Origin of the sequence: Paraburkholderia sp. BL10I2N1 (assembly GCF_004361815.1) — a bacterium.
Classification (GTDB): domain Bacteria; phylum Pseudomonadota; class Gammaproteobacteria; order Burkholderiales; family Burkholderiaceae; genus Paraburkholderia.
In genome coordinates this window covers 634,755-655,814 of record NZ_SNWA01000003.1, presented here as the reverse complement: position 1 = coordinate 655,814, position 21,060 = coordinate 634,755, and the positions used below count along the sequence as shown (strand labels likewise).

Sequence of the window (21,060 nt, the reverse complement as noted above, 5' to 3'; positions counted from 1 at the left end):
TATTTTTGTGAATAACGTTCATAAAATAACCGTTCACATCACGAACACTTGGAGGAGCAGTGAGTACATCGAATGTAGGAAGCCTGTTTAATCTCGACGGGCGGGTCGCACTGGTAACGGGTGCCGGGTCGGGTATCGGTCGGGAAACAGCGCTATTACTGGCCTCCGCGGGAGCGGTCGTCGTCGCAGCGGATCTGAATGAGGGTGGGGCTCAGCAGACGGTCGGGCAAATCGAAGAAGCGTCGGGAAAGGCGATCGCAGTGAAGGTCGATATTGGCGACGAAGCTTCAATTGTCGCAATGTTCGAAACGGTGCACGCCAGGCTCGGCCGGCTCGACGTACTCGTCAACAACGCAGGGATCTATCCAAAGACGAGTTTCGTCGACACGTCTGCGGAGAAATGGGATCGCGTGATGCGGGTCAATTTGCGGGGAACGTTCCTGTGCATGCGGGAAGCTGTCAAATGGATGCAAGCCGGCAAGGCAGGCGGATCGATCATCAATGTATCCTCTGTGGCCTCGCTTCAGCCGGTGATTTTCGACAATGGCGACTACGGCGCGTCGAAAGCTGGCGTGAACAATCTGACGAAAGTCGCGGCGCTTGAATTCGCTGCGGACCGGATTCGTGTCAATGCAGTGCTTCCGGGCGGCGTCGCGACCGAAGGCGCAGCAGCATCGACGAAGGTCCATCAGGCTCACGGCCCGATCACGCAACCTGGCCGCATGCCGCTGGGTCGCATTGGCGTCGCCGCTGATATCGCGAGTGCCGTGTTGTTTTTTGCGTCTTCCGCCGCCGACTATGTGACAGGTCAACTGCTCGCCGTCGATGGGGGGTTTCAGGTTTCCTGACTGATTCAGAAGTAGCAGATTACGCACGCCGCCGCTGGCCGGGCGGTGTTCATTCGTGTTGTAAGCAGCATGCGAAGCCTATGCATGGTGTCCGTTCGTCCCCGGTGCCGTTAGCGCGGTGCCGGGGATTTTTTTATGCGGCGGCGCCGCACGAGCGGCGGTATGCGAGAGGTAGTGAAAACACTGATCCGAATAATTGAACGGATAGTTGCATAACTGAACGTCCTCGCCTACGATGGTCATCAAGAGGTGCCCTATGAGCATCCACCAGGCCTCGCCAGTTCGGAGACAAACCATGTATCTCCTGTATAGCGACTTATGCGGCGCGCTCGCAGACTACTCGCTCAGTCCTGAAGCCCCGCGAGTCGATGCGTCGCTGCCATGTGAAGACGCGTGCGAGGTAGCATCCTCCGCCGCTGTCGCGGCGCATTCGAGGTGGGCCTCGCTGCGTGGCAGGTTCGGCTTGCTTCGCTTCGTGCACAAGCAACGAAATGGCTCTGCTTTGAGTCCGGCGGACATGTACGAGGGAGAACGTTCATGAGCCGCCTGACACACAAACTTTCAGGCGACGAGCGGCGGATCATGCTTCCGCTCCTGCTGCTGTCGATCCTTGCGATGGTCGTCTATCTACTGGCGCGGGAATGGCGGATGGAGGAACTGGGCCGCTCGGCGATCTTCGACGTCGTGATGATTTTCGTCGTGCTGGGCGGGGCAGCATTTTTCGGCGTGGCCAGTTGTATTGTTCGACGCGGACACAGTGCCGAGGAGGGGCAGAACGAGGGTTATTGCTTTCTCGGTGCGCTGATCGGCGCGATCGTATTCTTTGTCGCTGTCCTCAATTGAGCGGGAGACCATGAAACCGGAACTGGAGAGAAGCTTGGAGGAATTGCTGGACAGACAGGCGATTCTGGATTGCGTCCACCGCTACTGCCGCGGCGTTGACCGTATGGATCGAAAGTTGACCCTGTCGGCATATCATCCCGATGCAATTGACGACCACGGGGCGTTTGTTGGGAATCCAGAGGAATTTGTCGACTGGGCCTTCGGTTACCACCGGGAGCATCAGTTGTCACACCATCACATGGTGTTCAACCACAGCGTCGATCTACATGGCGACGTCGCCCATACGGAAACATACTGGCTCTTCTTCGGTGAGAATCGCACCAAACCCGACACGCTCGCGGTAGGTCGCTACATAGACCGCTTTGAGAGGCGCGATGGAATATGGGCGATTGCCGCCCGCGTTTGCATATCTGAGGCAATCGACGAGCTGACGCCAGCCGACGTGCCCACTGCCTGGCGCACGCTGCTGATGGGCAATGGTAAAAGCACACGTGATAGCAGCGATGTGTCATTCGACCGGCCGCTAAAGACGCGGGAGCCAGGCTGTCTGCAGGAATGCAGCGAGGAAAATTAGCGCTCTCAACAGGCACGATTCAGGCCCCCTCGCGCGCCGCTTCGCGAAGACCGACATGGGCCTGATCGACTTATATCGTCCCTTAGCCAGATGTCGAACTGACACAGTTGTAGTCTTTCCCGAGCGTTCAGCGAGTCACATATAGAGTCCGCGGCTTTCGGGTATCCCGCGTAGGAGTAGACAGCGATGAAACGACGTGCGCGATTGATCGGAATGCTTGGCGCAGTAGGCGTAGCGGCAGCACTTGGTGCGACATGGGGCGCGCAGAAAGTAGCGAGCAGCCAGATGTCTGCGGAACCCTGCGTGTACTATCAGGGCAGTTGCATTACGATGACAGCGTTGACCGGCGGACATCTGCGCATGCTGCCCTGAATGCATGTCGGCGAGCATTGCCAGAGGTGCATCGCGCCCGGTGGCCAAATGCTCGCGCGGTTTCAGGTATTGGGTAGCGGTGCGGTAGTGCCGTTGCCAATGATCGACAGGAATTCCCTACGGGTTGACGGGTCGTCCCGGAATGCGCCCAGCATCCTGCTTGTGACGAGTGACGTTCCCGGCTTATGTACACCGCGCGTGCTCATGCACTGGTGCGCCGCTTCCAGAATCACGCCGACGCCTTTAGGCTGCAATACCGTATTCAGCGCATCCGCGATCTGCACGGTCATCTTCTCCTGGATCTGCAACCGCTTCGCATACGTATCGACAAGTCGCGCCAGCTTCGAAATACCCACCACCCGATGGTCTGGCAGATAGGCGACGTGGGCGCGCCCAATGATCGGCACCATATGATGCTCACAATAGCTTTCGAAGCGGATGTCCTTCAACACGACCATCTCGTCATAACCATCGACCTCGGAGAACGTCGTGGCGAGAATCTGCATGGGATCTGACAGATAGCCCGAAAAAAACTCAGTATAGGCTCGCGCGACTCGTCCTGGCGTCTCCACGAGTCCCTCACGAAGCGGGTCGTCTCCAGCCCATCTAATGAGGGTTCGAACTGCCTCTTCCGCCTCGGCCTGCGAGGGCCTGGCCGAGATGGACAGGTTGCCATTTCCGTCACGCTTGTTCACTAGGCCTCCTGAAAGCCGTGCACTGCCTTACGTTCCCGCACCTGATCGGCACTCCCCACGCGAAACGCCTATTTGGCCTCCGGGTCGCGACATGGTGAATATTGGTGAGACATGGTAAAGTGTATATAATTGTACATCGTTCGTAAATAGGAACGATGTTGGATGGCCATCCCAACGACTTCCTTTTGTCGATTGCAGTTGTGCACGAGCAATGCATTGCTTCATGGAGGGTAGAGCATGAAAACACGCATCACCGAACTACTGGGAATTCGCTATCCGATTGTGCAGGGCGGCATGATGTGGGTGGGACGTGCTGAACTCGCCTCTGCGGTATCGAATGCTGGTGCGCTCGGTACCATTACCGCGCTGACACAGCCGACGCCCGAAGCCCTGAGGGTTGAAATCGACAGGGTGAGGTCGATGACGAGCGAGCCGTTTGGTGTGAACCTGACCATCCTGCCGACGATCAAGCCGGTTCCCTACGATGAGTATGTGCAGGTGATTGTCGAGAGCGGGGTCAGGATTGTCGAGACAGCGGGGCGTAATCCCGAGTCCTATTTGCCTGCCTTCAAGGCCGCGGGTATCAAGGTGATTCACAAGTGCACATCAGTGCGCCATGCGTTGAAGGCCGAGGCGATTGGTTGCGACGCTGTCAGTGTCGACGGATTCGAGTGTGCCGGACATCCAGGGGAAGACGACATTCCGAATCTCGTATTGCTCCCGGCTGCCGCTGCAAAACTCCGTATCCCGATGCTCGCATCGGGTGGCATCGCCGACGCGCGTGGCATGGTAGCGGCACTCGCTCTGGGTGCGGATGGCATCAACATGGGCACGCGCTTTATGGCAACGCGTGAAGCGCCAATTCACGAAAAGGTCAAGCGCCAGTTGCTTGAGTATGATGAACTGAATACTGCGCTGATTTTCCGTACCCTGAAAAACACGTCGCGCATTTTTCGTAACGCCGTGGCGGAGCAGGTGCTCGATCTGGAACGCCAGGAAGGTACGACTTTCGCTGATCTGAAGCCACTGGTGAGCGGCGAACGCGGAAAGCGCATTTACGAAACGGGCGACACGGACGACGGTACATTTCCCGCCGGCCTCGCCATCGGCCTGATTCACGATATTCCCACCTGCGAAGAACTGGTGACCCGCATGATCGCGGAGGCGCGCGAACTAATTCACCGGAGGCTGGTAACCATGATGGACAAGGCAGGCAATGAAGCAGCGTGCCTGGCTTGAATGACGATTTGAGTGCAGTTGTCGATGACGAACAAGGAGCAGACCGTGTCAGAGAGTCGAGAAAAGGGGCGTCAGGTTGTTCGCGAAATGTTGGGCGACGAGTTTTTGGGGGCAATGGATGCAGCTGCCGCATCCGGCGGATTCGCTGCCGACGCAGCGTCGCTTGCCCTTGAAAATGCGTTTGGCGATGCATGGGCGCGACCTGGCCTCGATCGCCGTTCGAGAAGCCTGGTTACGCTGGGCATGCTGATCGCACAGCGCACGCCTTGGGAATTCAGTAACCATGTGCGTATAGGGCTGGCGAACGGTCTGACGGAGAAGGAACTGGAAGAGGTCGTCTTGCATGCGATTCCGTATGTCGGCTTTCCCGCCGTCAGTATCGCGCTGAAGGCTTGCAAGGAGGTGTTGGGCGAACGGGTCGCGACCGTCCGGGAGTGACACCCGCTGGCGTTGTCAGAACGAGGGCGGTAAACGCCGCCTCTCGCTGCGATTGCTGTTGGGTTAACAGTGAGGGTGCCCTTAGGCAAGGGGCGTACTGCCATTCAGGATGTGGTCGCCGCTAAACAGTCGTCAGCCTCGTGCGCTGAGATTTAGATACGCTCGAAGATGGCCGCGATGCCCTGACCGCCACCGATGCACATCGTCACGAGCGCATAGCGGCCACCGATCCGCTGCAATTCATGGAGTGCCTTGACCGTAATCATCGCACCGGTTGCGCCAATGGGGTGACCAAGCGAGATGCCCGAGCCGTTCGGATTGACCCGTGCAGGGTCGAACTCCAGTTCCTTTGCGACGGCACATGCCTGTGCGGCGAACGCTTCGTTGGCTTCGATGACGTCGAGGTCCGCCACGGCAAGTCCTGCCCGTTTCAGTACCTTCCGGGTCGCCGGCACAGGACCCACGCCCATGTACTGCGGATCCACGCCGGCATGAGCGTAAGCAACCAGTCGCGCCAGCGGGCGGATACCGCGAGCCTCGGCCGCGCTTCGCTCCATCAGCAGCACGGCGGCGGCGCCGTCGTTGAGGCCTGACGCGTTGCCGGCCGTGACGGTGCCGTCCTTCTGAAACGCCGGACGCAGCTTGGCCAGTTCGTCGACGGTAGTCGTAGGGCGAATGTGTTCGTCGAGTTCGAACATTGTCGTCCCTTGCCTGGAGTGCACCGCGACTGGAACAATTTGCTCCTTGAAATACCCGGCTTCGACGGCCCGTCCAGCGCGGCGATGCGACTCCACGGCAAGTGCGTCCTGGTCGTCGCGGGTGACGCCGTATTTTGCCGCAACATTCTCGGCAGTGACTCCCATGTGGCACGCGCTAAAGGGATCGGTCAGTGCACCGACCATCATGTCGATCAACCGGATGTCGCCCATGCGCGCACCCCAGCGCGCGCCGGTCGCGAGATAGGCCGCGCGCGTCATGTTTTCCGCACCGCCGCCGATCGCGATGTCCGTGTCACCAAGCCAGATCGCCTGCGCGGCCGAGATGATCGCCTGCAGACCCGAGCCGCACAGGCGGTTCAGCGTCAGCGCCGGCGCGTCCGTGCTGACCCCGCCTTCGAGTGCCGCGACCCGCGCGAGATACATGTCCCTCGGGTCGGTATGGATAACGTTGCCGAACACGACGTGGCCGACCGCGTCGCCCTCCACGTGCGCTCGCGAGAGTGCTTCACGGACGACAGTCGCGCCGAGTTGGGTAGGCGCGACAGAGGCCAGCGCGCCTCCGAAATCGCCGATCGCAGTACGAACGCTGCTTGCAATTACGACTTCTCTCTGCATTCCGCTCTCCCGAACAGGTGGGTAACAACAAACGTCATCGTTTAAAAATATGAATGATGTTCATAAAATAGTCCAACTCTGGCCGAATGTCCATGGACGGTTTGTAAGCGCGGCGCCAGAAGCTCTCCACACGGGGATGCCCGTTGTCGTCTGCCTGACGGAGACTACCGGCGCTGCGCTGGTAGACGCTTACGTCGGGTGATGCTGGATGGACGCATGCTGGATTTCGCGATATTCTTGTTCCTGTTTTTGATCGTTGTTCATTTATTGGTTCGTGTTTGCCGTTGCGGCGAAGTTCGGAAAAGGCGCACAACGTGGTGGATACACGACCGCGAAAAGCTAACGACAGGATGATGGAGATGAATGCAGGTCCGCTTTCACACGATCCTTTGATGGATGTGCCGTTTCGAGTGCTTCGCCTTGGCGGTACGAAGGCCATCGTCGAGCGGCGTCCTGACGGTAGTGTGGTCTATGAGCTGGACGAAACATTGGATCCTTACCCTAAGCGGCTTACTGAGCGTCTGGTGCATTGGGCCACGGTCGCGCCTGAGCGGTCCCTGCTTGCGCGACGGACAGCCGATGGCGCCAGCTGGGAGCATTTGACGTACCGGCAGGCGCTCGATGGCGCACGCGCGCTCGGCGAGGCTCTGCTTGCCCTGGGCCTGTCGCCCGCCAGGCCGTTGATGATCCTCTCGGACCGCAGTTTTGAACATGCGTTGCTGGCGCTGGCGGCGTTGCATGTCGGCATACCCTATGTGCCTGTTACATCGGCCTATTCGTTGTTGTCGGAAGACTTTTCCAAGCTAAGACATCTCGCAGCGGTGTGCATGCCAGGTCTGGTGTTTGCGGACGACGGTGCGCTTTACGGCCGCGCGCTGCGCGAAGTATTCGGCGACGTCGAATGTCTGGTGAGCGGCACGCTGCCAGAAGGACGTACCGCTTCGCGCTTTTCGGACTGGCTTGCCACGCCGGTTACCGCCGCAGTCGACGAGGCGTTTGAAAAGGTCGGTCCCGATACGATCGGCAAGATCATGTTCACGTCAGGTACGACCGGCGCACCGAAGGGCGTGATTTACTCGCAACGCATGCTGTGCAGCAACCGGCAGCAGGTCGCGCAGACTTTTGCGTTTCTTCAGGATGCACCGCCGGTACTGGTGGACTGGTTGCCATGGCATCACACCTTCGGAGGGACGCACAACTTCGGCATGGTCGTATACGGCGGCGGGACCTACTACATGGATCCTGGCAAACCCGCGCCGGAGCAGATTGGTCCGACAGTCAAGGCATTGCGGGAAATCGCACCCGTTATCTACCTCAATACGCCTCAAGGACTGGCGGCGCTGATTCCGCATTTGCGCGCTGACGAAACGCTGCGGCGGAATTTCTTCAGCAGATTGGCGTTGATCTACTACGGCGGCGCCAGCTTGCCGGAATACATCTGGGCCGCACTCGACGACCTTGCCGTCAAGACAATCGGTCAGCGCGTGCTGATCATGTCCGGGCTTGGTGGTACGGAAGCGGGTCCGACGCCGATGTCGGCGGCGTGGGATCCGCGTCGGGAAGCGATTGCGGGGCTGCCTGTGCCGGGCGTCAAGGTCAAGGTCGTGCCGGTTGGCTCGAAGCTGGAAATTCGTTATGCGGGAGACTGCGTGACGCCGGGTTACTGGAAGGATCCCGAACGGACTGCCGCATCTTTCGACGAGGATGGCTACTTCTGCTCGGGCGATGCCGGCGCGTTCATCGATCCGCAGGATCTCGAGAAAGGCCTGCGCTTCGATGGTCGCCTCGCCGAAAACTTCAAGTTGTCTTCCGGCACCTGGGTGAATGTGGCCGAACTGAGACTCGTCGCGTTGAACGTGTTTTCACCTTACGCGCGTGACGTCGTGATTGCCGGTCATGATCGGGATTTTCTCACTGCTCTCGTTTTCCCTGACCTGGAAGCGTGTCGCGCACTATGCGACGACCTGCTCGAGCCGATGCCGGACGTGGACCGGATCGTTGGCAGCGCCGGTGTGCGCGCGCACTTCCAGAGCGGCCTCGACACATTGGGCATACGCCCTGGCGGTAGTTCGAGCCGAATTATGCGAATTGCGCTGGAAAGCGTGCAACCCACCCTCGACAACGGTGAATTGAGCGCGAAAGGGGCGATCAGTCAGGCCAACGTCCTTGCGCGAAGACGCGACGTAGTAGCGGAGCTGTATCAACCGGTTCCCACGGCGCGCACGCTGGTGGCCCGAAGCGCCAGTGCTGCGGGCATCGCAAGCCAGACCCGATGAACTGAAACACAGGAAGCCACACGATGGATTTTCACGTCGATCCCGCGGACAAAGCCTTCCGCAAAGAGGTCCAGGACTTTCTCAAGGCGCATTTGCCGTCTGATCTCGCCTGGCGCGGCCAGCAAGGCTTTCTCGCGGGTGACGACGACGCGTTGCGCTGGACCCGCATCCTGCATGAAACGCGCGGCTGGTCAGTACCGCACTGGCCGAAGGACGTCGGCGGTACGGGATGGACAGCCGCGCAACGCTATATCTTTGAGGAAGAGTGTTATCTGGCAGGCACGCCTGCGCAGAACCAGGCCGGGGTGTCGCTGGTCGGGCCGGTGATTTGCGAATTCGGTAACGAAGAGCAGAAGCGCCGCTTCCTGCCGCCTATCCAGCGCGGCGAAGTGTTCTGGGCTCAGGGTTTTTCCGAGCCGGGATCGGGTTCAGACCTTGCGTCGCTGCGCACGACGGCCGTTCGCGACGGGGATCACTATATCGTCAACGGTCAGAAGATCTGGACCAGCTTTGGAACCTATGGTCAGTGGAACTTCGTGCTCGTGCGGACCGATCCGGAAGCCAAACCGCAGAAGGGCATTTCCTTTCTGCTGCTCGACATGAAGTCGCCCGGCGTCACCGTGCGGCCCATTGCGACACTTGACGGTTGCAACCACCTCGCCGAAGTGTTTTACGACAACGTCCGTGTTCCGGTCGAGAATCTGATCGGCGAAGAGAACAAGGGGTGGGGCTACACGAAGTTTCTGCTGTTCAATGAGCGCGCTTTCCTTGGCGCGGAAGCCCCGGCGCTGAAGCGCTATCTGCGCAAGATCCGGCACTACGCGATCCGGGAGTGTACGGGCGGCACGCCCGTGATCGAAGATCCGACGTTCGCGGCGAGACTTGCCCAATACGAACTCGAAGTGCTCGCCATCGATATGGCGGTGCAGAAGATCCTGCATCAGGGTCTGGACGAACGCAGCGGTGGCATGGCCGTCGGGTCGATGCTCAAGGTGCGCGGCTCCGAGTTGCATCAGAAGCTGACTGAGATGCTGTTGGAAGTTATCGGCGATTACGGCGCGGTGTTCTATGCCGACCCAAACGAAGATCGCGAGCTGCGGGACCAGACCTTCGTTGGGCCAGCTTACGCGCCGGGTCTCGCGGCTGAGGTGTTCTACCGGCGCGCCTGCACGATTTACGGCGGTACGGCGGAAATCCAGCGGAACATCATCGCCAAGGCGCTGTTCGGGCTGTGAAGGCCTGGGTCGCCGACATTACCGACGGCGCGGGTTCCATTGATATGACATGACTTCCCTGGCAGGCAAGAAAGGACGCAGCATGAACTTCGATCTGAGCGACGAACAGCAGATGTTGCAGGATAGCGTGCAGCGCTTTGTGCAAAAAAATTATACGTTCGAGCATCGACGCAAACTGGCTTCTCGTGGAGACGGCTTTTCGCGCGACATGTGGCGCACGTTCGGCGAGATGGGATGGCTCGGGGTCGCGGTGCCTGAGGCATTCGGCGGCCCAGGCTTTACGGCGGTAGAGAGCGCGCTGGTCGCCGAGCAACTCGGACGGGCGTTGGTGCTGGAGCCTTATGTCATGTGCGGCGTGTTCCCAGCCGCGCTGGTTACACGTTGTGCGAGCGGCGGACAACGCGATGCGTTGCTCGCGGAGATCATTTCGGGCGAAGCTGTTATTGCCGTCGCGCATAGCGAGCGTGAAGCACGAGGTGCCGTGTCACATGTGTCAACGACGGCTCGGCTGATACCGGGCGGCAGATGGCGTCTCGATGGCCGCAAGACGTTAGTGGTCGGTGCGCCGGTGGCGGATCGTTTGATCGTCGTTGCGCGCGTCGCCGGTGGCGTGCGCGATGAGGCAGGCGTGGCGCTCTTCGTAGTCGATCCGTATGAGGCTGGCGTGATGCTCGAGCCATACAGGTTGCTCGACGGCACGCCCGCTGCCAACATGGTTCTCGACGGCGTGACGGTTGAAGCAACCGCAGCGGTTGGCATACCTGGTGAGACGCTGCTGGGCCTGCAGCTAGCAGTCGACGAAGCCATCGTCGCGAGTTGCGCGGAGCTCGTGGGGGATATCGACGACACAATCGAACTCACGTCGGAATACCTGAAGACGCGCAAGCAGTTCGGCGTGCCCATTGGCAGTTTTCAGGCGCTCCAGCACCGGATTGCCGATATGGCGATCGACGCCATGCAGGCTAGGGCAACGCTGCATCGGGCGCTACGTGCGCTCGCCGACGACGACGCAATGCGAAGCGTAGAGGTGTCGGGATGCAAAGCCCAGACTATCCGCAGCGGCAAGTTCGTCTCGCAGCAAGGTATCCAGTTGCACGGCGGCTACGGCATCACCGATGAGTACAAGGTCGGTCATCACTACCGGCGGGTGCTGATCGTTGATGCGCTGTTTGGCAATATGGAGTATCACCTGAATCGTTACGCGCGGCAGATTCAGGCCGACGCCCGTGCGATGGCTGCTTGAACCGAGGGTGGACAGCATGGAGCAATCTGACGTACTGGTTGCGCATCGCGAAGGTGGTGTTTTGACATTGACGTTAAACCGTCCGCACGTGCGCAATGCCTTGAACCTCGCGTTGACGCGAGCGCTTGTCGACGCCTTGACCGCCTTCGAGGCTGATGACAGCCTGCGTGTCCTGATTGTCACCGGTGCCGATCCGGCTTTTTGCGCGGGACTCGACCTCGGTGACTTTGCCGCCCCGGATGCGCCACGCAGCGAAGTGGCCGCCATGATCGACATGTGGCCCCGACTGAGTAAGCCCGTGATTGCGGCGTGTAACGGGGCGGCGGTCACCGGCGGCCTGGAACTGGCGATGGGGTGCGATTTCATCATCGCTTCGGAGCGCGCGCGTTTCGCCGATACACACACTAAAATCGGCGCGCTTGCAGGAGGAGGGATGACGGCGCGCTTACCGTACATTGTCGGTCCGCGCTGGGCCAAGCAGATCAGTTTTACCAGCGATCCCGTCGATGCCGCAACCGCGCTGCGCATTGGCCTCGTGAACGAGGTCATCTCACACGCAACGTTGCTCGATCGAGCCCGTGCGCTTGCCACCACGATAGCCAGTCGCGCGCCGGTTCTGATAGGCACCGTCAAGCGCGTGATCGACACGGGAGCACTCGGTTCGCTTGGCGAGGCGCTTGATCTCGAGAGGGCTGCGCTGGCCGAACGCAAGGCGCAGGGTCCCATGGCGTGGCAGACAGATCGCCAGATGGGCAGGGTGTAGCTGCTACCTTATCCGTCGTCGGGGGGCAGTCCGCAAAGGCGGCGTCTTTGACGACCGCCTGGTACAGGTCTGACAGATCTTACTTCACATACTTTCGGAATTCCGGCTTGCGTTTTTCACGAAACGCATTGCCGCCTTCCTTCGACTCATCGGTGTCGTAGTAAAGCGCCAGCGCCTGCATCGCGAACGCACCGATGCCGCGGATGTTTTCGCTATCGATGTTAAACGAACGCTTGGCGAGTGCGATGGCGGTCGGGCTCATCTGCAGGATCTCGTCGCACCATTTCTTCGTTTCGGCGTCGAGCTGGTCGACCGGCACGGCCGCGTTGATCAAGCCCCAATCGAGCGCTTCTTTCGCGCTGTATTTGCGGCACAGATACCAGATCTCACGCGCTCGCTTCTCGCCGATGATGCGCGCAAGGTACGCGGTGCCGAAACCCGGATCAACCGACCCGACCTTGGGGCCGACCTGGCCGAAAATCGCTGTCTCTGAAGCAATGGCGAGGTCGCAGATCGTGACGAGGACGTTACCCCCGCCGATCGCATAGCCATTGACGCGAGCGATAACGGGTTTGGGAATGTCACGAATAATGCTCTGCAATTCTTCGATTGGCAGCCCCACCGTACCGCGCCCGCCGTAGCCGTCGCCGGACTGGTCGCCACCGGTGCAGAAGGCCTTTTCGCCCGCGCCAGTCAGTACGACGACGCCGATATTCTTGTTCCAGCCGGCCTTGCCAAACGCCTTGATCAATTCCTCGCAGGTATTGGCGTTGAACGCGTTGTACACGTTCGGGCGATTGAGGGTGATAGTCGCGACTCCATCGGCTTCGCGATAGAGAATGTCCTGAAATTCCATGGTTATGTTCCAGTTGCAGGTTGATTAAGCTGGATCGGCGTTCAGCCGGCCATCGTCAGTCCGCCGGAAATGCTGATCACCTGACCGGTGATGAACGCGGCATCGTCACTGGAAAGGAACGCGACTGTCCCGGCAATGTCTTCGGGTTCGCCCATGCGCCCGAATGGTACGGCCTTGACCAGTGCCGCCTTGATACGTTCGCCTCTTTCACCCTGCGCCAGGTTGTCGAGCAATGCAGTTGCCGTAGGGCCGGGACAGACGACATTGACAGGAATCTGCTGTCGCGCCATTTCACGCGCCATGGTCTTCGAAAAGGCAATGATTCCGCCCTTGCAGAACGAGTACACCGCCTCCATCGATGAACCGACGCGCCCCGCATCCGACGAAATGTTCACCACTCGCCCGCGGCCGCGTTCGGCCATTCGCTTCAGAACGGCGTGGTGCATGTTCAGCGGGCCGTACAGATTGATGGCCACTACCTTGTCCCAGAACGGCTTTTCCGTCTGGAGAAAGAACGCGCCCATGTCCCAGCCTGCATTGTTGACAAGCATCTCGATCGGGCCGAGTTCATCCTCGACTTGCGCAACAGCCGCATTCACGCCTTCGTGATCGGTGATGTCGACGCGATAGGCGCGAGCCTTGCCGCCGGCGGACTCGATTTCGGCTACTACACGCCCGGCACTTTCTGTGTTCAGATCAAATAGCGCGACCGTGGAACCTTCTTCGCCAAAGCGTTTGCTGATGGCCGTGCCGATGCCGCCTGCGCCACCTGTGACAACCACGACCTTGTTCTTCAGACCTTTCATTTTTTGATTCCTCGCGTGATGTAGCCGGACGCTCTGGCGCCCGTCAAGCCTTCGTAACAGTTTCTGGGGTGCGTCTCGCCTCAACCGGTGCGCGGCCGCTTAGTTGCGCAGCCTCACTCACTGTGTATCCGGCCTCCACGAGTACTTCGATGCTGTGCTCGCCCAGGTTCGGCGGCAGGTAGCGCACGTTGCCCGGCGACTCGGAGAAGTGCACAGGAATTGACGTCATCACCATGTCGCCTTCGGTCGGGTGCTCGTAGTGCCGGAAGAACCCTGTCTCTTTCAGGTAGTCGTCCTGCATCAGGTCGTTCAACTCGCGCACCGGACCGTGCGGCACGTCGGCGGCCGCAAAGATGGCGTTCCACTCGGCAGTGGTCCGGGTCTGTATCGCATCGCTGACTAAGCGGTACAACTCGTTGATATTGCGCATGCGGTCGGCCATGTGACAAAAGCGCGGGTCTTCGAGCAGATGGGCCGCGTCGATCGCACACAGTACACGCCGCCATTGATCGTTGTTTACCGCCAGCAGGCAGATGTGCCCGTCGCTGGTCGCGTAGGGCCGGCGGTGGGGCGAGAACATCCGCGTATAACCAAGCCCCTTTCCTTCGGTCGAGCCAAGCGCGCCCTCCCACAAATGTTCAAACAGATTGAACTGAAGCATCGTTTCGAACATCGGCACCTGTACGCACTGGCCAAGACCGGTGCGTTCGCGGTGATACAGCGCCATGCTGACGGATGAAGCAAGCACGTATCCGCAGAACTTGTCGACGATGACCGTGGGGAAATAGCGCGGTGAGCCGTCGGTGTCGCGATTCATCGCGGCGATGCCGCTCTCGCCCTGGATGACGTCGTCGAATGCCGGGCGATCCTTGTAAGGACCATCCGGACGATATCCGAGCCCCGACGCGTAAATGATGCGCGGATTGCGTGCCTTGATACTGTCGTAATCGATGCCAAGACGCTTCGCCGCGCTGGGCCGCATGCTGTGAATGAAAACATCAGCGGTCTCGACCAGCCGAAGCACGGCTTCACGACATTCGGCAAGTTTCAGGTTCAGTGACACGCTCCGCTTGTTACGATTCATGATCGTATAGAACACCGCCATGTCGGGGTTGCGACCGGGCCCGTTCTTGCGGTTCTGGTCGCCTTCCGGCGGCTCGATCTTGATGATGTCCGCGCCCATGTCGCCGAGAAGTTGTGTGGCGACGGGCCCCAGCACATTGATGGTCAGGTCGATGACGCGCACACCAGCTAGTGGGCCGGTTGGCAGGTCCAGAGGTTGCTGTGGGGTGTGCATGATCACGCCTTGTAGTTTTTGCCCTTCACCAGTCGAAGCGGGGTGTACACCATGACTTCCGAGCCGTCCTGCTTGAACACGCGGTTGCGGGTGCGCACCAGCCCCAGCCCCGGGCGCCCGTTGCTGGCACGGCATTCGATGACTTCACATTCGGCATGGATGGTGTCCCCGACGAAGGTTGGACCCTTGATGTCGAATTCCATGTTCAGGAATGCAAAGCCGACCCCTTGCATCGTCGCCTGGGTCAGCAGGCCTTCGATGAACGTAAATACCAGCGCGCCCGGCGCGACACGGCCCTTGATTGCGGATGTCTCTTTCAGAAACTCGGTGTTGGTAAACAGCACCTCGAGCATGCCGGTCACGGAAACAAAATTGACGACATCCGCTTCGGTGACGGTACGTCCGACGGTCTTGAACTTGCGGCCGACGGGCAGGTCTTCCCAGTGAATCCCCAAACCAACCGTTTCGATCTCTTCCATTGCCTGTCCTCTCTCTTGTTGTCGCACGTCTCCAGGGTCAGGACGCGCTGCTCAGTTTTTCTTGACGCGTCCGAGGACGCTGTCCGCGACGATATTTCGCTGGATCTGGTTGGTCCCTTCGATGATCTGAACGACCTTGGCGTCGCGGAAATAGCGGTTGATCGGATATTCGTTCGAGATCCCCGCTGCGCCAAACAGCTGCACTGCGTCGGTGGCGACTTTCATCGCCACGTCGGAGGCGAACATCTTCGCCATCGCCGCCATCGGCGCCAGCTCACGCCCTGTCACGCCGGAGTCCACCAGCGAGGCGGTGCGATAGACGAGCTGACGCGCAGCTTCCGTTTGCGTGACCATGTCGGCCACCATCCAGCGCACGCCCTGGAAGTTGCTGATCGTCTGTCCGAAGGCGACGCGGTCCTGTATGAAGCGGATGGTGTGATCGATCGCGCCCTGCGCGATGCCTATCGCGCGAGCCGCCACAATCGGGCGGCTCGTATTGAGCGCTTCCATCGCGACCTTGAAACCCTGTCCGCCCTCGGGGCCAAGACGGTTGCCGGCGCTGACGAAGGCATCGTCGAAAAAGAGCGGACAGGAGGCCACGCCGCGCGCACCCATCTTGTCTTCCTCGCGGCCGATCGTGAGTCCTGGCGTCTTGCGGTCTACGATAAAGAGGTTGATCCCGAGCGGGTTGCCTGCTTCATCCAGCGTTCTCGCCGCCACCAGCATGAAATCGGCGATGTGCGAATTGGTGCACCAGATCTTGGAGCCGTTTAGCACGTAGCCGTCGTTCTGGCGGCGCGCCGTGGTGCGGATTCCCGACACGTCCGAGCCACTTTGTGATTCCGTTATGGAAAGCGCGCCGCGCAATTCGCCCGACGCAAGGCCCGGCAGCAGGCGGGCCTTCTGCTCTTGCGTGCCGCCTTCCAGAATCGCGCCGAAGGGCGTCCATTGCACCACCAGCAGGTAACCCGTGTTGTAGCAAACCCGCCCCAATTCCTCGACGGCGATGCAGGCGGACATCACGCTGCCTGCGCCGCCATACGCCTCAGGAAAGGGAAGCGTGAAAAGACCCAGCTCCTTAAGCAACGCGTACATGTCATGCGGATATTCGGCGGTGCGGTCGATTTCGTCCGCCCGCGGCGCTACCCGTTCAGTTGCCACACGGCGGATCAGGTCGCGGATCTGGATCTGGTCGTCTGTCAGTTGATAAGTCACGTTTTAAGTCTCTTGCGAATGGCGCCACGCCCGATACATAAACAGCGTTCGAAAGCACGTATCTACAGAGCGCGCGCTGAATCTGCTTCCGATATCTTCTGTTCTTCGAAATAATGAACACTGTTCGATAACGTAAACGATGACTCAGGGCTCGTCAAGCGTGATGTCGAACGCACAGGGGTTTGCCCGTAGTGCGTCCGGGGCGTTGTTCGGATGTAGTAAGAGCCTTGTCGGGCGGCGCAAGACGGCTATTTGCCTTGGTTGACACGTTGGCTTTCGCGTGTTTAAAATGTGGAACGATGTTCGGTTATGTGACTGGTTTATGTCGAAAGATGATGTCAAGGCCGGGTTTTGCGTCGTGGCCCGTTGCGGAGTGCATTGGAGGAGCGGGAAATGGAGTCTGTTTGTCCTGAAGTCGACTATCAGAAGTTTCTGGCGGAAGGCCGGTTGATGATCCAGCGCAGCCGCGGCAGCGGCCGGCACGTGTTTTATCCACGGGTGGCTGAACCGGTCACGGGCGCTCGCGATCTCGAATGGGTCGAAGCTTGCGGGCGGGGCACGGTTTATTCCACCACCGTGGTGAGGCAGAAAGCGCCCAGGCCGAGCTACAACGTCGCGCTGATCGACCTCGACGAAGGGGTGAGGATGATCAGCTGTGTCGAAGGTATTGAGCCGGACGCCGTGCGCATCGGCATGCCCGTTCAGGCGCGGATCGTATACAGGGACGACGCGCCGTTGCTCGTGTTCGAGCCAGCCTGAGGCCAGCTAACTGGCAGCATGCGCGCAAGGCATCTGCTGCATCGACGAGAGACAGATCGCATGGAATTCAACTTACGTGGGCGTACCGCGCTGGTGGCTGGCGCGACATACGGTATCGGTGAGGCGCCGGGGATGTCGTCGCTGGATCTCGCCGCGCGCGCATCCGTCGATGCACTGGCGCAGGTCGGACTGTCTCCGGGCGACGTCGACGGCCTGTTTGTCTGCACCCCGGACGATATGTTGTCTGGCCTGACATTCGCGGAGTACCTTGGCATCCACCCCAGGTTCACCGACAACAACCGCAGCGGCGGCTCGGCATTCGAGATCTACGCGCACACGGCGGCAATGGCGCTCGTCACGGGCCAGATCGACGTTGCGCTGATCGCCTACGGCAGCAACCAACGCAGTGCGTCGGGCAAACTGGTGCAGTCGTCGCGCCCATCGCCGTGGGAAAGTCCGTATAAGCCAATGAATCCGGTGTCGTCGTATGCGCTTGCCGCAGCACGTCACATGCACCAGTACGGCACGACCCGCAGGGATCTTGCCGAGGTCGCGGTAGCGGCACGCAAGTGGGCCCAGCTCAACCCGGACGCATACGTGCGTGCGCCGCTGACTATCGACGATGTGCTGGGCGCGCGCCTCGTATCCGATCCGCTATCCGTGCGCGATTGTTGTCTTGTGACCGACGGCGCGGCTGCCGTGGTGATGGTGCGCGCCGACCGCGCTCGCGATCTGACGGACAAACCGGTGTATCTGCTCGGTGCGGCTTCTGCCACTTCGCATCGTGAGATTGCGAGCATGCCCGATCTGACCGTGACCGCTGCAAGGGAATCCGGGCAGCGCGCCTACGAGATGGCCGGTGTCAGTGCCGCCGACATCGACGTCGCGATGCTGTACGACGCGTTCACGATCAACACGATCCTGTTCCTTGAGGATCTGGGCTTTTGCCCGAAGGGCGAGGGCGGCCGTTTCGTCTCGGACGGGGGGATTGCGCCGGGCGGCCGTCTTGCAGTCAACACCAACGGGGGCGGCTTGTCCTGCGTGCATCCAGGCATGTACGGATTGTTTCTGATGGAAGAAGCGATGCGGCAGCTCACAGGGCGTGCCGGTGAGCGGCAGGTGCCGGGCGCGCGGCTTGCCGTCGCGCATGGCAACGGAGGCGTATTGTCGAGTCAGGCCACCGTTATTCTCGGCACTGAAGAAGCGTTGTGACACGTGCCAACGGGCGGCGCAGTGCGCCATTCAGATCGCGCACCGCTCTCGCGGTTCAGCTCAACAGGAGACACGGGCAAATGAGGGAACAGGCCACCGGCGATGCGACGCAGATCGTGCAGGTTCACCAGGATGAGGCGATCGCAATCGTCACGTTGAACTACCCTGAACGGCGTAACGCGTTCTCGCTGAAAATGCGCGAAACGCTGTACGATCGTCTGCATCACCTGATGCACCATGAGGAAGGCTGCCGGGCCATCGTACTGACGGGCGCCAGCAACACGTTTTGTGCGGGTGGTGACATCTCGGAGATGAAACCGCGCAAGGTGCTCGAATATCGCGAGCGCAACCAGTTGCCGCTGGAGATTTTCAGGCTGATGGTGTCAGGGCCGAAGGCCATCGTCGCGGCCGTCGAAGGTTTTGCATTGGGTGCTGGCCTTTCGCTGGCTGCCGCGTGCGACATGGTGGTCAGTTCATCGACGGCACGTTACGCCAGTGCCTTCGTCAAGGTCGGCTTGATGCCGGATACCGGCCTTTACTGGTCTCTCGCCCAGCGCATCGGCGGCGGACGGGCGCGTGAACTGATGCTGAGCGCGCGTGAATTCAATGGCGTCGAAGCGTTGGAGATGGGCTTTGCCAATCAGGTTGCCGAGCCCGGGCAGGCGCTCGCTGCCGCGCTGGAAGTCGCTCGCCAGTATGCGGCGCTGCCGGCAGTGGCCACGGCGCATCTCAAGGCGGCGCTGGCTACAGGTATCCGCACGCTCGACGATGCGATCGAAACCGAAGTCAATGTGCAGCCTATCCTGCGCCGCAGCCGTGAACACCAAGAGGCCGTCAGCGCCTTCATGGAAAAGCGCAAACCGGTATTCGTGGCCGACTAGGGAAAGCACATCATGAGCGAACAGCATACGGATAAGGAAAAGGACACGGGCAGTGCATCAGCGTTGATCGAGGTGACCCGGGAAGGTCCTGTGGCCGTCGTTACGCTGAACAATCCTGGTCGCCGCAATGCGATGGGGCGGCAGATGCGTCAGTTGTTGCGCGACACGATGCACCGCCTGATGTGGGCCGACCCCGAATCGCGCGCCATCGTGCTGACTGGCGCGGGCGAGCACTTTTGCGCGGGAGCCGACATCTCCGAAATGACGAAGCGGACCATCCTGCAAAGCCGCGAGATTCTGGCTGAATCGTGCGTCGTGGTGCGCGACATGCTGGCGGGAGCAAAGCCGGTTGTCGCCGCCGTCGAAGGCGTGGCGTTTGGCGCGGGGCTGTCGCTGGCCGTGGCAACCGATTACGTGGTGGCGGCGTCGAATGCGCGCTTTTGCGCGGCGTTTCTGCGTGTCGGGCTGATTCCCGATACCGGCATCCTGTGGACGCTCCCGGAAAAAATCGGCATGGCGCGCGCGAGAGAAATGCTGTCGCTCGCGGCCGAAATCGACGGCGTCAAGGCGGGCGAGATGGGTATGGCGAACCAGGTCGTCGCGCCCGGAGCTGCGCGCGCGGCTGCGATCGAAGTGGCCTGCGGCCTCGCTGAACATCCGCCGCTTGGCGTCGCGCTGCTCAAGGCCGCACTGACCGACGGCGCTACCACGATGGATGCGGCATTACGCGCTGAGATCGACTATCAGCCGGTACTGCGTCAGTCCAGAGATCATCAGGCCGCATGTCATGCGTTTTTCGACAAGAGCAAGCCGGTCTTTACCGGTCAATGAACGTTGGGGAATCTCCGATGAGTGTCGAGAAAAATGAAGCGCTGCATGGCGCGGATGGCGAGCCGGGCGCAGACGATGCGAATGAGATCGTGCAGGTGCGCCACGAGGGTGATGTGGCTGTCGTCGCGATGAACTATCCGCAACGCCGCAATGCCTTCTCGATGAAGATGCGCGTTGCGTTGACGGATGCGTTCCAGCGCCTTTTTCACGAGGATGCCGCCACACGGGCGATCGTGCTGACCGGCACCGGCGGCCATTTCTGCGCGGGCGGCGACTTGTCCGAAATGCAGGCCGGTACGCCGCCGCTGCTCGAACTGCGCGAACGCATAGCCGTCGGCGTGCGCCTGTTCCGCTTGATCTACACGGGCACCAAGCCGGTCGTCGCGGCGGTAGAGGGCACCTGTTTTGGCGCCGGGCTGTCGCTGGCTGCCGCGTGCGATCTCACGGTGAGCTCCAGTGCTGCGAAATATTGCTGTGCCTTCGCCAAGGTGGGTTTGCTGCCTGACACCGGCCTTCTTTGGACACTGCCGCAGAAGGTCGGCGGCGGCAAGGCGCGTGAATTGATGTTGAAAGCGGACGTGATCGACGCGGCTACCGCGCTGCGCATTGGCCTCGTCAATCAGACTGCTGAGCCTGGCGGCGCGCTCGATGCCGCACTTGAACTTGCCACGCGCTTCGCCAGCTATCCGCCCGTTACGCTCGCGTTGCTGAAAGCGAGTCTCGTCAACTCCGGCAATTCGATCGAAGACGCGTGGCGGCTGGAGGTGGATCTGAACCCGCTGACGCGTCAGACCAGTGACCACACGGAAGCCGTGGCGGCCTTCATGGAGAAGCGCAAACCCGTTTTTACCGGCAGTTGAGCGT

At 60.5% G+C, this 21,060-nt stretch carries 22 protein-coding genes; 15 read left to right on the top strand and 7 right to left on the bottom strand.

The window, feature by feature from the left end; translation table 11 throughout:
* Positions 1-59: 59 nt before the first annotated feature.
* From B0G77_RS41040 to B0G77_RS41025, 4 genes are all read left to right on the top strand, one after another.
* On the top strand, positions 60-848 hold the full coding sequence (locus B0G77_RS41040) for a glucose 1-dehydrogenase (protein ID WP_133667550.1): 789 nt from the start codon (positions 60-62) through the stop codon (positions 846-848).
* 537 nt (positions 849-1,385) lie between these two features.
* Positions 1,386-1,691: a hypothetical protein gene (locus B0G77_RS41035; protein WP_133667549.1), complete on the top strand. Its 306-nt coding sequence runs from the start codon at positions 1,386-1,388 to the stop codon at positions 1,689-1,691.
* 10 nt (positions 1,692-1,701) lie between these two features.
* Positions 1,702-2,265 (top strand): nuclear transport factor 2 family protein, encoded by a 564-nt coding sequence (locus B0G77_RS41030; protein WP_133667548.1) that lies wholly within the window; start codon positions 1,702-1,704, stop codon positions 2,263-2,265.
* Between the two features lie 186 nt (positions 2,266-2,451).
* On the top strand, positions 2,452-2,637 hold the full coding sequence (locus tag B0G77_RS41025) for a hypothetical protein (protein WP_133667547.1): 186 nt from the start codon (positions 2,452-2,454) through the stop codon (positions 2,635-2,637).
* A 62-nt stretch (positions 2,638-2,699) separates the two neighbouring features.
* On the opposite strand, the gene folE is transcribed toward B0G77_RS41025, so the two are convergent.
* Complete coding sequence (folE, locus tag B0G77_RS41020) at positions 2,700-3,332, bottom strand: GTP cyclohydrolase I FolE (RefSeq protein ID WP_133667546.1); 633 nt, start codon at positions 3,330-3,332, stop codon at positions 2,700-2,702.
* A 237-nt stretch (positions 3,333-3,569) separates the two neighbouring features.
* Here folE and B0G77_RS41015 point away from each other — a divergent pair, with 237 nt between their 5' ends.
* Entirely contained in the window at positions 3,570-4,571 is a 1,002-nt protein-coding gene (locus tag B0G77_RS41015) for a nitronate monooxygenase family protein (protein ID WP_133667545.1), read from the top strand.
* 45 nt (positions 4,572-4,616) lie between these two features.
* Positions 4,617-5,009, top strand: a complete 393-nt coding sequence (locus tag B0G77_RS41010) for a carboxymuconolactone decarboxylase family protein (protein WP_208116597.1) — start codon at positions 4,617-4,619, stop codon at positions 5,007-5,009.
* A gap of 152 nt (positions 5,010-5,161) precedes the next feature.
* On the opposite strand, the gene bktB is transcribed toward B0G77_RS41010, so the two are convergent.
* On the bottom strand, positions 5,162-6,343 hold the full coding sequence (gene bktB / locus B0G77_RS41005; protein ID WP_133667543.1) for a beta-ketothiolase BktB: 1,182 nt from the start codon (positions 6,341-6,343) through the stop codon (positions 5,162-5,164).
* Positions 6,344-6,702: 359 nt separating this feature from the next.
* On the opposite strand from bktB, the gene B0G77_RS41000 reads away from it, so the two are divergent.
* From B0G77_RS41000 to B0G77_RS40985, 4 genes are read left to right on the top strand one after another with little or no spacing between them, the layout of a single operon-like run.
* Positions 6,703-8,619 carry an AMP-binding protein gene (locus B0G77_RS41000; protein ID WP_133667542.1) on the top strand — a complete coding sequence of 639 codons (1,917 nt, stop codon included), beginning with the start codon at positions 6,703-6,705 and terminating at the stop codon, positions 8,617-8,619.
* Between the two features lie 23 nt (positions 8,620-8,642).
* Complete coding sequence (locus tag B0G77_RS40995; RefSeq protein ID WP_133667541.1) at positions 8,643-9,854, top strand: acyl-CoA dehydrogenase family protein; 1,212 nt, start codon at positions 8,643-8,645, stop codon at positions 9,852-9,854.
* A 49-nt stretch (positions 9,855-9,903) separates the two neighbouring features.
* The gene (locus B0G77_RS40990) at positions 9,904-11,097 is read left to right on the top strand and encodes an acyl-CoA dehydrogenase (protein ID WP_243751501.1); all 1,194 of its coding nucleotides are present in this window, start codon (positions 9,904-9,906) and stop codon (positions 11,095-11,097) included.
* A gap of 16 nt (positions 11,098-11,113) precedes the next feature.
* The gene (locus B0G77_RS40985) at positions 11,114-11,860 is read left to right on the top strand and encodes an enoyl-CoA hydratase (protein ID WP_133667540.1); all 747 of its coding nucleotides are present in this window, start codon (positions 11,114-11,116) and stop codon (positions 11,858-11,860) included.
* Positions 11,861-11,939: 79 nt separating this feature from the next.
* Here the strand turns inward: B0G77_RS40985 and B0G77_RS40980 are convergent, their stop codons facing one another.
* From B0G77_RS40980 to B0G77_RS40960, 5 genes are read right to left on the bottom strand one after another with little or no spacing between them, the layout of a single operon-like run.
* Positions 11,940-12,716, bottom strand: a complete 777-nt coding sequence (locus B0G77_RS40980; RefSeq protein WP_133667539.1) for an enoyl-CoA hydratase-related protein — start codon at positions 12,714-12,716, stop codon at positions 11,940-11,942.
* 41 nt (positions 12,717-12,757) lie between these two features.
* A complete protein-coding gene (locus B0G77_RS40975; protein WP_133667538.1) occupies positions 12,758-13,522 on the bottom strand; it encodes a glucose 1-dehydrogenase in 765 nt (254 codons plus the stop codon).
* Between the two features lie 43 nt (positions 13,523-13,565).
* Positions 13,566-14,819, bottom strand: a complete 1,254-nt coding sequence (locus tag B0G77_RS40970) for a CoA transferase (protein WP_133667537.1) — start codon at positions 14,817-14,819, stop codon at positions 13,566-13,568.
* 2 nt (positions 14,820-14,821) lie between these two features.
* Positions 14,822-15,298 carry a MaoC/PaaZ C-terminal domain-containing protein gene (locus tag B0G77_RS40965; RefSeq protein WP_133667536.1) on the bottom strand — a complete coding sequence of 159 codons (477 nt, stop codon included), beginning with the start codon at positions 15,296-15,298 and terminating at the stop codon, positions 14,822-14,824.
* A 51-nt stretch (positions 15,299-15,349) separates the two neighbouring features.
* Positions 15,350-16,513, bottom strand: a complete 1,164-nt coding sequence (locus B0G77_RS40960) for an acyl-CoA dehydrogenase family protein (RefSeq protein WP_133667535.1) — start codon at positions 16,511-16,513, stop codon at positions 15,350-15,352.
* 393 nt (positions 16,514-16,906) lie between these two features.
* Here B0G77_RS40960 and B0G77_RS40955 point away from each other — a divergent pair, with 393 nt between their 5' ends.
* From B0G77_RS40955 to B0G77_RS40935, 5 genes are all read left to right on the top strand, one after another.
* Positions 16,907-17,272 (top strand): OB-fold domain-containing protein, encoded by a 366-nt coding sequence (locus B0G77_RS40955; RefSeq protein ID WP_133667534.1) that lies wholly within the window; start codon positions 16,907-16,909, stop codon positions 17,270-17,272.
* A gap of 60 nt (positions 17,273-17,332) precedes the next feature.
* Positions 17,333-18,484, top strand: coding sequence for a thiolase (locus tag B0G77_RS40950; protein WP_133667533.1), 1,152 nt, complete (start codon positions 17,333-17,335; stop codon positions 18,482-18,484).
* An 80-nt stretch (positions 18,485-18,564) separates the two neighbouring features.
* Entirely contained in the window at positions 18,565-19,365 is an 801-nt protein-coding gene (locus tag B0G77_RS40945; RefSeq protein WP_133667532.1) for an enoyl-CoA hydratase-related protein, read from the top strand.
* Between the two features lie 12 nt (positions 19,366-19,377).
* On the top strand, positions 19,378-20,196 hold the full coding sequence (locus B0G77_RS40940; protein WP_133667531.1) for an enoyl-CoA hydratase-related protein: 819 nt from the start codon (positions 19,378-19,380) through the stop codon (positions 20,194-20,196).
* A 17-nt stretch (positions 20,197-20,213) separates the two neighbouring features.
* Positions 20,214-21,056 carry an enoyl-CoA hydratase/isomerase family protein gene (locus B0G77_RS40935; protein ID WP_243751500.1) on the top strand — a complete coding sequence of 281 codons (843 nt, stop codon included), beginning with the start codon at positions 20,214-20,216 and terminating at the stop codon, positions 21,054-21,056.
* Positions 21,057-21,060: the final 4 nt, after the last annotated feature.

What these genes read in the sequence shown, in the direction of transcription:
- B0G77_RS40990 (WP_243751501.1), top strand. Translation starts at nt 9,904, where the DNA reads ATGACTTCCCTGGCAGGCAAGAAAGGACGCAGCATGAACTTCGATCTG.
- B0G77_RS40995 (WP_133667541.1), top strand. Translation starts at nt 8,643, where the DNA reads ATGGATTTTCACGTCGATCCCGCGGACAAAGCCTTCCGCAAAGAGGTC.
- B0G77_RS41025 (WP_133667547.1), top strand. Translation starts at nt 2,452, where the DNA reads ATGAAACGACGTGCGCGATTGATCGGAATGCTTGGCGCAGTAGGCGTA.
- B0G77_RS40970 (WP_133667537.1), bottom strand. Translation starts at nt 14,819, where the DNA reads ATGCACACCCCACAGCAACCTCTGGACCTGCCAACCGGCCCACTAGCT.
- B0G77_RS40950 (WP_133667533.1), top strand. Translation starts at nt 17,333, where the DNA reads ATGGAATTCAACTTACGTGGGCGTACCGCGCTGGTGGCTGGCGCGACA.
- B0G77_RS40980 (WP_133667539.1), bottom strand. Translation starts at nt 12,716, where the DNA reads ATGGAATTTCAGGACATTCTCTATCGCGAAGCCGATGGAGTCGCGACT.
- B0G77_RS40965 (WP_133667536.1), bottom strand. Translation starts at nt 15,298, where the DNA reads ATGGAAGAGATCGAAACGGTTGGTTTGGGGATTCACTGGGAAGACCTG.
- B0G77_RS40955 (WP_133667534.1), top strand. Translation starts at nt 16,907, where the DNA reads ATGGAGTCTGTTTGTCCTGAAGTCGACTATCAGAAGTTTCTGGCGGAA.
- B0G77_RS40985 (WP_133667540.1), top strand. Translation starts at nt 11,114, where the DNA reads ATGGAGCAATCTGACGTACTGGTTGCGCATCGCGAAGGTGGTGTTTTG.
- bktB (WP_133667543.1), bottom strand. Translation starts at nt 6,343, where the DNA reads ATGCAGAGAGAAGTCGTAATTGCAAGCAGCGTTCGTACTGCGATCGGC.
- B0G77_RS41035 (WP_133667549.1), top strand. Translation starts at nt 1,386, where the DNA reads ATGAGCCGCCTGACACACAAACTTTCAGGCGACGAGCGGCGGATCATG.
- B0G77_RS40940 (WP_133667531.1), top strand. Translation starts at nt 19,378, where the DNA reads ATGAGCGAACAGCATACGGATAAGGAAAAGGACACGGGCAGTGCATCA.
- B0G77_RS40975 (WP_133667538.1), bottom strand. Translation starts at nt 13,522, where the DNA reads ATGAAAGGTCTGAAGAACAAGGTCGTGGTTGTCACAGGTGGCGCAGGC.
- B0G77_RS40945 (WP_133667532.1), top strand. Translation starts at nt 18,565, where the DNA reads ATGAGGGAACAGGCCACCGGCGATGCGACGCAGATCGTGCAGGTTCAC.
- B0G77_RS41015 (WP_133667545.1), top strand. Translation starts at nt 3,570, where the DNA reads ATGAAAACACGCATCACCGAACTACTGGGAATTCGCTATCCGATTGTG.
- B0G77_RS40935 (WP_243751500.1), top strand. Translation starts at nt 20,214, where the DNA reads ATGAGTGTCGAGAAAAATGAAGCGCTGCATGGCGCGGATGGCGAGCCG.
- B0G77_RS41030 (WP_133667548.1), top strand. Translation starts at nt 1,702, where the DNA reads ATGAAACCGGAACTGGAGAGAAGCTTGGAGGAATTGCTGGACAGACAG.
- B0G77_RS41000 (WP_133667542.1), top strand. Translation starts at nt 6,703, where the DNA reads ATGAATGCAGGTCCGCTTTCACACGATCCTTTGATGGATGTGCCGTTT.